General features: G+C 63.8%; 7 protein-coding genes. 4 read left to right on the forward strand and 3 right to left on the reverse strand.

What is annotated here, in order from left to right:
• The 3 genes from ACIQ6O_RS08920 to ACIQ6O_RS08930 all read right to left on the reverse strand — a co-directional run.
• Window positions 1-880 (reverse strand): polysaccharide deacetylase family protein (locus tag ACIQ6O_RS08920; RefSeq protein ID WP_396207432.1); only part of this gene is annotated, 880 nt, incomplete at its 3' end.
• A gap of 177 nt (window positions 881-1,057) precedes the next feature.
• Entirely contained in the window at window positions 1,058-1,882 is an 825-nt protein-coding gene (locus ACIQ6O_RS08925; RefSeq protein ID WP_396207433.1) for a polysaccharide biosynthesis/export family protein, read from the reverse strand.
• Window positions 1,879-4,320, reverse strand: a complete 2,442-nt coding sequence (locus tag ACIQ6O_RS08930) for a polysaccharide biosynthesis tyrosine autokinase (protein ID WP_396207434.1) — start codon at window positions 4,318-4,320, stop codon at window positions 1,879-1,881. Before ACIQ6O_RS08930 ends, ACIQ6O_RS08925 begins: the two co-directional genes overlap by 4 nt.
• A 287-nt stretch (window positions 4,321-4,607) precedes the next feature.
• On the opposite strand from ACIQ6O_RS08930, the gene ACIQ6O_RS08935 reads away from it, so the two are divergent.
• The 4 genes from ACIQ6O_RS08935 to ACIQ6O_RS08950 all read left to right on the forward strand — a co-directional run.
• Window positions 4,608-6,104 (forward strand): sigma-54-dependent transcriptional regulator, encoded by a 1,497-nt coding sequence (locus ACIQ6O_RS08935; protein WP_396207435.1) that lies wholly within the window; start codon window positions 4,608-4,610, stop codon window positions 6,102-6,104.
• A gap of 23 nt (window positions 6,105-6,127) precedes the next feature.
• Entirely contained in the window at window positions 6,128-6,982 is an 855-nt protein-coding gene (locus tag ACIQ6O_RS08940) for a sensor histidine kinase (RefSeq protein ID WP_396207436.1), read from the forward strand.
• A 76-nt stretch (window positions 6,983-7,058) separates the two neighbouring features.
• Window positions 7,059-8,432 carry a citrate synthase gene (locus ACIQ6O_RS08945; RefSeq protein ID WP_396207437.1) on the forward strand — a complete coding sequence of 458 codons (1,374 nt, stop codon included), beginning with the start codon at window positions 7,059-7,061 and terminating at the stop codon, window positions 8,430-8,432.
• Window positions 8,433-8,447: 15 nt separating this feature from the next.
• The coding region (locus ACIQ6O_RS08950; protein ID WP_396207438.1) for a polysaccharide deacetylase family protein at window positions 8,448-9,161 on the forward strand (714 nt) is incomplete at its 3' end.

Consider the following 9,161-nt stretch of genomic DNA (forward strand, 5'->3'; position numbering starts at 1 on the left):
TGATGGCGCCGATGCAGCCGTGTCGCTCGGCGAGTCGCTCGTCACGCTCGGAAAAGTCCGACCGCTTACCGTACGGATAGCAGAACAGCGACGACGGATGCCGCAGCTCCTGGCGGACACGCTCGAGAGATCCCGCAATCTCCCATTGGGCCTGGTCGTCTGCGCACGTACTGAGCGCCGCGTGGGTCATGCTGTGCGCACCAAACCGAACACCGCGCTCTTCCAAGCCGCGCATGTCACTCCAGGAGAGCACACCGTACTCCGGCGGTGGTGCGCTGAACAGTGGGACATCAGCCTGACGCGCGCATTCCCGCAGGACGGCGTCAATCTCGGTCGCCGTGAATCGCTTTATCCGCTCTTCCATGCGTTTCCGTGCGGCAAACGCCGATACCTCGTCGCTCCACGATGCCACGAACTCACCGGTAGCGGATGGTATGACCCATCGATTGGTCCGGGATTGCCCCATCATGAAAGCCAGCTGATCCCACCAGAAGCACCGGTTCCCATCCACGACCTCGGGCACGACGAACACCGTGAACGGACAATCGAACTCTTCGAACACGGGCTGTGCAAGTGTGGCGACGTCGCCGTACCCATCGTCTACCGTGAATGCGATGGCCGGCGGCACGCTTGCGGTTCGCGCGACATCGCTACGGGCGACCCGCCGCGCCATGTCGTCCACGCTTTCGATCGTGACGCGACTCTTGCGCAGATAGGCCAGAAGGGCCCGCAAGCCTTGCGGGTCATGCCCGACATATGGCGCATCGGCATCGGCGAACCGATGCATCATGACCACGACTTGGCGGTCTCGACGCGATTGCCACAGTACGCGGGCCAGCGCCGGGCGACCGGCCAGCGACCGTGCGAACGCTTTCAGCATTGGCAGAGAAGACGTCCGTGGTGACGGGTCGCACGGGGGAACACCCAAGTCATCACGCGTTGCGTTCTTTTTGCCACCACCGGAGTCACCCATATACCCCACGGCGCAACAATGTGAGCGGCCATTCCCACTAGGCCGTTCGGAAGGAACGGCCAGAATGCGACCTTAGCATTTCGATTACAATTCCTGTCGATTGTAATACCACTGCAGGAACTGCAAGAAGGCAAACAGCAACGAAGTAACGACGAAGGCCAGCTGGATGAACATCTGCCAGTTGATCTGCCGCTTTACCGGAATGTACACGGTGTCACCACTCTGTACATCGAGCGATTCCAGTGTACTGCCGTCCTCAACACTACGCTTGGCCGTTTTGCCGGTGACGAGCGTCTTGCCGGCACGCGAGATGGTGAGGCGCGAGAGATCAGCGTTGTTGGCGGGCCCCCCCGCACTCGTGATCAAGTCATTGAGCGGACGGTCTGGGATCGCGTAAATAAATCCGGGGCGTGTAACGGCACCAGTAACCGATACGCGCGTGAGCAGCGTGGCCCGCACGCTCGCGTTGCGGATGAATCGCGCCACGTGTGCCGTGAGCTTCTCCTCCAACTCGGAGCGCAACACGCCCACAACGGAGAAGTCAGGAAGATTAAGCACGGCGACCCGCAGACTGTCGCGAACGACGAGTGTATCCGAGCGTACGCTGTCCTGTCGCAGCGAGATGACGAAGCGGTCACCGGGCTTGAAGTCGCCATTCTCGAGGCGGTTCTGGATGTCTGACAGCCGCCCTTGTAGACCGACACGATCAGCCGGCTTCGACCGGGACACTTGGGTGGTCAGCTGCGCCGCCTCGTCCTGCAATTGAGTGCGGGAGGCGCGCTGGAGCGAGGCGCTGGCCTTCTGGGCCATCGCCACGGACGCGCCCCCGGTGAGGAGCAACGCGACCGCCGTAGCCCCACAACACCGGATGAAGCGCCCGACCTTCACAAAATCACGCGTCAGTTTCACGGCTTGCTCCCGGGCAAAGCGGCGCCGTTGGGGCGCCCCTCCGACAACTGCGGCACCGACTCCTCGTCTTTTGCGGCGTAGTCCTGATAGTACGAATAGTACTCGTACGCGCCGGTCAGCTTGATGCCATTCAGCACGGCTCCCATCACCCGCACCGGAAGCGTGTCCACTACCGCCATCTTGGCCTGCGCCATCTTGCGATCGGTGACGCCAGCACGCATCACCAGCGCCATATTCGTGGTCGCGGTGGCGAGGGCATACGCGTCGAAACCGGCCCCCAGCGGCGGCGAGTCTACGATGATCACGTCGTAGTCCGATGCCATCTGGCCGATCAATTGACTAAGGCGAGGAGTGGCCAACAGTTCAGGCGCCTTCCGCCGGCGCGCACCACCAGGAATGAGCGTGAGATTCGGATGGGCTTCCACCGGATAGAGCACCTCGGCGATCAGTGCCGTACCATCCAGATATTCCACCAAGCCGGGCTTTGCGGAAATACCAAAGGTATTCGCCAGCTCTCCGCGCCGAATATCACCGTCAATCAGGAGAGTCCGAACCCCCGCTTCGGCAAAGCTCAACGCAAGGTTACTCGCAATGAGACTCTTGCCATCATTCGGCCCGGGGCTCGTGATGGTCATGGTCAGCGGACGGCTTGGATCGGCCGCGTAGCGCACGTTCATGCGTATGGTGCGAAAAGCCTCCACCACCTGCGCGGCCTGGTCCGCCTTGCTCTTCTTCGTTTTTCTGTCGATCACCGGCACCACGCCAAGCACGAACAGGCCGAGATCATCAGTGACCTGCTCGGGGTAGCGGAACCGCTTGTCCACCTGATCGAGCAAGATCGCCAGGAGAATTCCCAACGCCAATGCCGCCCCAGCACCGCCCAAAATCAGCACCGGTGCCGTGTTCGTGGTGGGGCGTAGCGGCGGCACGGCGGGATCGAGAATGCTGACGTCAGGAACCGTCGCTGCATCGGCCAGCTTCGCCTCAGCCGCCTTGAGATTGAGATTCTGGTACATCGCCGCGCTCATCTCGACCTGCCGCTTGAGGCGCTGCTCTTCGATGGTGCGGGCAGGGATACCGCGCAGGTCCTTGCTGCTGCTTTCGATGGTCGCGGTGAGGTTGCGCTCGCGTAGTCGCAACTGGTCGAGGTAGGCGTTGAGCGCCGCAGGTACGGAGGTGCTGCGAAGGCTCGCGAGGGCTGCCTGCTCGTCCTTTACCTTCTGGAACTCGTCGGTGTAGCTCTCGCGCAGCCGACGCAAGGTGAATTCGCGTTCGGCCTGCTCGTTCAAAAACTTACGAAGATCTTCCGCCGCAGGGTCGCTGTTGACCATTGGCACGCTTAGTACGGCTTCGCGCGTGATGGAGGCGCCGCCCTGCTTCTGCTGCGCCAGAATACGCTCCAGCGCCTGCCGATCACGCTGGTAGTTCTCCGCCATCACCTTGTCGCGGAAATAGTTGTCGAACACCGGGCTGGTGGTCATCTCGATGCCCGGGGTAATCGTCTGCCGCTCGTTGGGCTCCGTGACCGTACGCACACGGAAGCTTTCCAGCGCGCTCTCGGCGTCGGCGAGGGACCTGGCGGCGTACTCGCGCTGCCCTTCGAGGATCGCGGCCACACTCGTCACGTTCTTCTTCTTTAAGGCCGTCGCGACCGCAACGAACTGCTCGACCCACGTGTTGAGCGTCGCGGCCGTGCGCTGCGCGTTCGGCCCCGTGAGGGTGAGGAACATGAAGCTCGAGCCGTTCTCGAGCTTCAAGTTGAGCTTCTTGATCAGCGCAAGTGACGCTTCGCGCGGCGTCTGCACGGCAAAGTCGAGGGAGCCGCGACCGTTCAGTTGCGCCGAACTAGGCTGCCAAAGAAACCCGATCTGCGCTCCCACGGAGTCGCCAACGCCCCCTGTTTCCACTTGGACACCGGCCTTGGTGCTCAGCGTGTAGCGGGTGCCACTCACGTTGAGGCGGTAGTCGCCGGCCCGGAGACGCGACTGATCCACCCGGAAGCTGCGGAAGAGCAGGCTGTCGCTTTCCAGCGCGGGCGTAACGAACAACCCAAGTTCGGTCACCACGGGGTCGGCGATGGCGTACGACCGCACGAGATCTTGCCATCCCGACGCCTGCAGCAGCTCCTGCGCCTGGATGGGTCCGCGGTTCTGTCCCTGGACATCGGTCCCCTGCTCCAGCAGAATGGTCGCCTGCACCGCGTATTCCGGCGTAAGGAAACGCGTCGCGAAATACCCGCCACCCAGCCCCGCCAGCGTAAGCACCAGCACCAGCCACTTGAACCGGTTGATCGCTGCCAGATACCGGCCGAGGCTCGGCCCCTTCGGTTCCTGAGGGGTCTCATTCCCGCCCCCCCAATCGGAGGGCGGTGGCCCCTCCTGATACAGGTCGGGCGCAACGTCGCGCGCTGCTGCGGGCTGAATCTGCTGTCCGGACATTGATATGACGGCGTGGGGAACTGGCGTAATGTCTGGCTAATGACGGCTCACCAATCTCGCTGGCAACACAGTGATGCGTAAGCGCACAGGTGTCGCAGCGCTAAGACAACAGGTTGGTGACCTTTTGCCGAGTGTTGCAGTCACGACACGGATACTGTTGAGATCAGGCAACGAAAATCCTTGACGCAACCCCCGCGCCACGGTATTTCGCCTGTCTGGGCCGTTCCTGCCCTCGGCGTCGGCACCGCGTTTCGGAATCGACGCCGACCTCACACGCCGCACACGCAATGACCGATCCATACTTCCCCGACGCTGGTGCTACTGCCATTCCCGACAAGGGAACGGGCCTGCGCATCCTCGTGGTGGACGACGACCGCACCCTCCGCGAAGGCTGCGTCTCCGTCCTCCAAATGGATGGGCACAACGTCACCAGCACCGGACGCGGCGAAGAGGCGCTCGAACTCCTGCGCCGCAGGCGCTTCGACCTGGTCCTCGTTGACCTCTTCCTGAACAACCAAATCTCGGGAATGGAGGTCCTCAAGGCCGCCGTCGAGGCCCACAAGGGCGTCATCGTGGTGGTCATGACCGGCAACCCCACCGTGCAGTCGAGCATTGATGCCCTGCGCGCCGGTGCCTGGGATTACCTCCCCAAGCCGTTCTCGGCCGGCCACCTGCAGGTGCTGGTGGGGCGCGCCGCCCATGCGGCGGCGGCGACCCGGGAATCCCGCGAGGCGATCAAGCCGTCGGCGCTCATGACGCAGAACGGCGCTGGCGAAAGCATGGCCCTGCTGGGCATTTCCCCCAGCTTCAAGAAGGCCGTCGAACTCGCGCAGAAGGTCGCCGCCACCGACGCCAGCGTGATGATTTCCGGCGAAAGCGGCACCGGCAAGGAGATGATTGCGCAGTTCATCCACAAGCACAGCCGGCGCGCGCAGCGCAAGCTCGTACCGGTGAACTGCGCCGCCCTCCCCGACAACCTGCTCGAATCGGAAATGTTCGGCTATCGCAAGGGCGCCTTCACCGGCGCCGATCGCGACAAGGCCGGCCTACTGGAAGTGGCCAACGGGGGCACGCTGTTCCTCGACGAGCTCGCCGAAATGACCATGCCGCTGCAGGCGAAGCTCCTCCGCGTGCTGCAGGACGGGGTGGTTCGTCGCCTGGGCAGTGAAACGCAGGACGCCGTGGTGGATGTGCGCTTTATCAGCGCCACCAACCGGGACCCGCAGGAGAGCGTGCAGCAGGGGATTTTGCGCGAAGACCTCTTCTATCGTCTGCGCGTGGTCCCCATCAAGTTGCCGCCACTGCGCAAGCGCATCGAAGACATTCCGCTGCTGGCCGAGTTCTTCCTCAAGCGCAGCTGGGAACGGCACCGCGCGAGCGGGGCGCCGGCTCCGGAGCTCGAGCCGGAGACGGTTGCGTTCCTCCAGTCGCGCCCATGGCGCGGCAACGTGCGCGAGCTGCAGAATGTCATCGAGCACCTGGCGGTGATCGCCGATGCCGGGCGCTCCATTACACCCGACGACATCCCGGTGTACGACGACGGCCCGGTGGAAGCGGCCGCCGAGTCAGGGCTGCCGGCTGGCATCATGAACGAGGCCTTCCACGTGGCGAAGGACAACCTCATCACGCACTTCGAAAAGGAATACCTGTCCCGGCTTACCACGCGGGCCGGTGGCAACATGAGCAAGGCGGCGCGTCTGGCGGGCATCGACCGCACCACGCTGTACCGGCTCATGGAGAAGCACGGCTTCAAGCGCGACGCCCTGTCGGGCGCCGCCGATTGACGGCGAACACTCCCCGCTGATCGATGATGACGCACGCCAAGCCGATCGAACCCTCGGCGACGACAGCAGGGAGCTTCGGAGCTTCGGGCACCGCCGCAGATACGGGGGTGGATGTCTCACCCGAAGCGATCGCCGCGCTGGTTGCCGAAGGCGCCAGCGCCCTCGGGCACGTCTCGATGCCGCCCGACGCTTTACCCGATGCGCTCCCGCTGCTGGTGGGAATCACGCACGACCTCCGCTCGCCGCTGTCGAGCATGCTGGTGCTCATCGAGCGTCTGCGCGCCGGGCATGCCGGGCCGGTCACGCCGCTGCAGGAGAAGCAGCTGGGGCTGCTCTACTCGGCGGCCTTCGGGATGGCCTCGCTCACTAGCGACGCCCTCGATTTCGCCCGAGGCGCTGCCGGAGACATGGGCGCCCGCCCCGCATCGGCGTTCTCCATGAGTGACATGTGGAGCGCAGTGCGTGGCTTGGTGCAGCCCATCGCCGAGGAGAAGAACCTGCTGCTCCGCTGGAGCAGCGTGCCGCACGACCGCCGCCTCGGGCATGCCGACATGCTGCATCGGGTGCTGCTCAACCTCGTGACAAACGCCCTCAGATTCACGTCGACCGGTTCGGTGACGGTATCAGCCGAAGAACTGGACGGGCAGACGGTCCAATTCGTGGTTGCCGATACCGGCGAGGGGCTGCCCGCCACGGTGCGGGCGCAGTTGCGACACGCCGGACTCACCGGTGCCTTGCCATCGGTAACCAGTAGCGGCCTCGGGATTGCCATGTGCCAGCGGATGCTCGCGGCGGTCGGAAGTCAGCTCGAGGATCGTTCGGCGGAGCGCGCGTGCGGCACCGCCCTGGCCTTTGTGCTGTCGCTTCCACGCAGCTGAGCCCCTTCATTTAGTTTTCAGTTTCCACGTAGTTCCGTTCAACCTCCCCAGCGTTTTCTGGAGCACTCTGCCTCCGATGAGCCAGCCCACCGCCGCAGCCGGCGCGCCCACCGACGCGCTCGAACTCCGTGACAGCCGCACCGGCAACAGCTACAGCGCCCCCATTCGCACCGAAGGTCCCGAAGGGGACACGTACATTCGCGCGAGCGACATCAAGCAGGTGAAGCGCGAGGCCGGCGAGTTCGGTACGCTGAGCTACGACCCGGCGTTCATGAACACCGCGTCGTGCCGCAGCGCGATCACCTTCATCGACGGCGACAAGGGAATCCTGCGTTATCGCGGCTATCCCATCGAGCAGCTGGCCGAGAACGCCACCTTCCTCGAAGTGGCGTACCTGCTGCGCCACGGCAATCTGCCCGATCAGAAGCAGTACGACACGTGGGTGCACGACATCACGTTTCACACCTACGTGCACGAGAATATCCGCAAGTTCCTCGAGGGCTTCCGGTACGACGCGCACCCCATGAACATGCTCTGCAGCGCCACCGCGGCGCTGTCGAGCTTCTATCCGCAGGCGCGCGACATCCACGATCCGCAGCAGCGCTACATCAGCATGATCCGTCTGATGGCGAAGCTGCCCACGATCGCGGCGTTCGCGTACCGCCACGTGAAGGGGTTGCCGTTCATCTATCCCGACAATGATCTCAGCTACACGGAGAACTTCCTCTCCATGGTGGCGCGCATGTCGGAGCCCAAGTACGAAGCGAACCCGGTGTTCGTGAAGGCGCTGGAGGTGCTGTTCATCCTGCATGCCGACCACGAGCAGAACTGCAGCACGAGCGCGGTGCGTGCGATCGGTTCGTCGGGGGTGGATCCGTTCTCGGCGGTCGCCGGTGGTATTGCCGCCCTTTTCGGCCCGCTGCATGGCGGCGCCAACGAAGCCGTATTGCGCATGATCAGCGACATCGGCGACAAGAAGAACATTCCGGCCTTCATCGAGGCCGTAAAGAGCGGCAAGGGTGAACAGCGCCTGATGGGATTCGGCCACCGCGTGTACAAGAGCTACGACCCGCGGGCCCGTATCGTGAAGAAGCTCGCAGACGAAGTGTTCGCACAGGTGGGTATGGACAAGGATCTCGAGATCGCCCTCGAGCTCGAGCGCATTGCCCTCAGCGACGACTACTTCATCGCGCGCAAGCTCTACCCCAACGTGGATTTCTACACGGGGCTCATCTACCGCAGCATGGCGTTCCCCACGGACTTCTTCACGGTGCTGTTTGCCGTGGCGCGCGTGGCCGGCTGGATGGCGCAGTGGGAAGAGATGATCCTGGACAAGGAACAGAAGATCGCGCGCCCGCGTCAGATTTATGTGGGCGAGGGCGAGCGCCAGTACACCGACCAGCTTTCGGACAAGTTCCCGAAGGCGCGCAAGGACAGCATTCGCAAGTGAGTGTCAGGTGACTCCATGTCTCCGGTGAACACTGCCAGCACGCACCGTCCGCCCGGCTACGGGCGGGCGGTGCCGGTGTTCACCGTGGATGTGGAAGATTGGTTTCAGGTGAATGCATTCGAACAGTACGTGACTCGCGAGCAGTGGCACACATACGAAAGCCGCGTGGAGCGCAACACCGACGTGCTGTTACAGCTTTGTGCCGACCACGGGGCCACGGGCACGTTCTTCACCCTTGGCTGGGTGGCCGAGCGCTATCCGCAGCTGGTGCGGCGTATTGCAGACGCGGGGCACGAAGTGGCCTCGCACGGCTACTGGCACCAGCGTATCCCTACCATCAGCGAAACCGCGTTCCGTGAAGATGTGCGCCGCGCGAAGGCCGTACTGGAAGACGCATCGGGTGTAGCGGTCGACGGCTATCGTGCCCCCAGCTTCTCGCTCACCGACGCGGTGCAGTGGGCGGCGCGCGTTTTGGTGGAAGAAGGGTACACATACGACTCGAGTCGCTTCCCAATAACCCGCCCCGGGTACGGGACAGCGAGCGGCGGCCGCGAGCCGCATGTACTGCTCACTGAGTCAGGGCCCTTGCACGAGTACCCCCCTGCCGTGTGGCCGGTGGCCGGCATCAACGTGCCGGTGGCGGGTGGCGGCTGGTTCCGGCAGTTCCCCCGGTGGGTGATCGAGCGCGGACTGGCGCAGGTGTTGCATGAAGGACAGCCAGCGGTCTTC

The sequence above is a fragment of the Gemmatimonas sp. genome (genome assembly GCF_044345575.1).
Taxonomy (GTDB): Bacteria; Gemmatimonadota; Gemmatimonadetes; order Gemmatimonadales; family Gemmatimonadaceae; genus Gemmatimonas.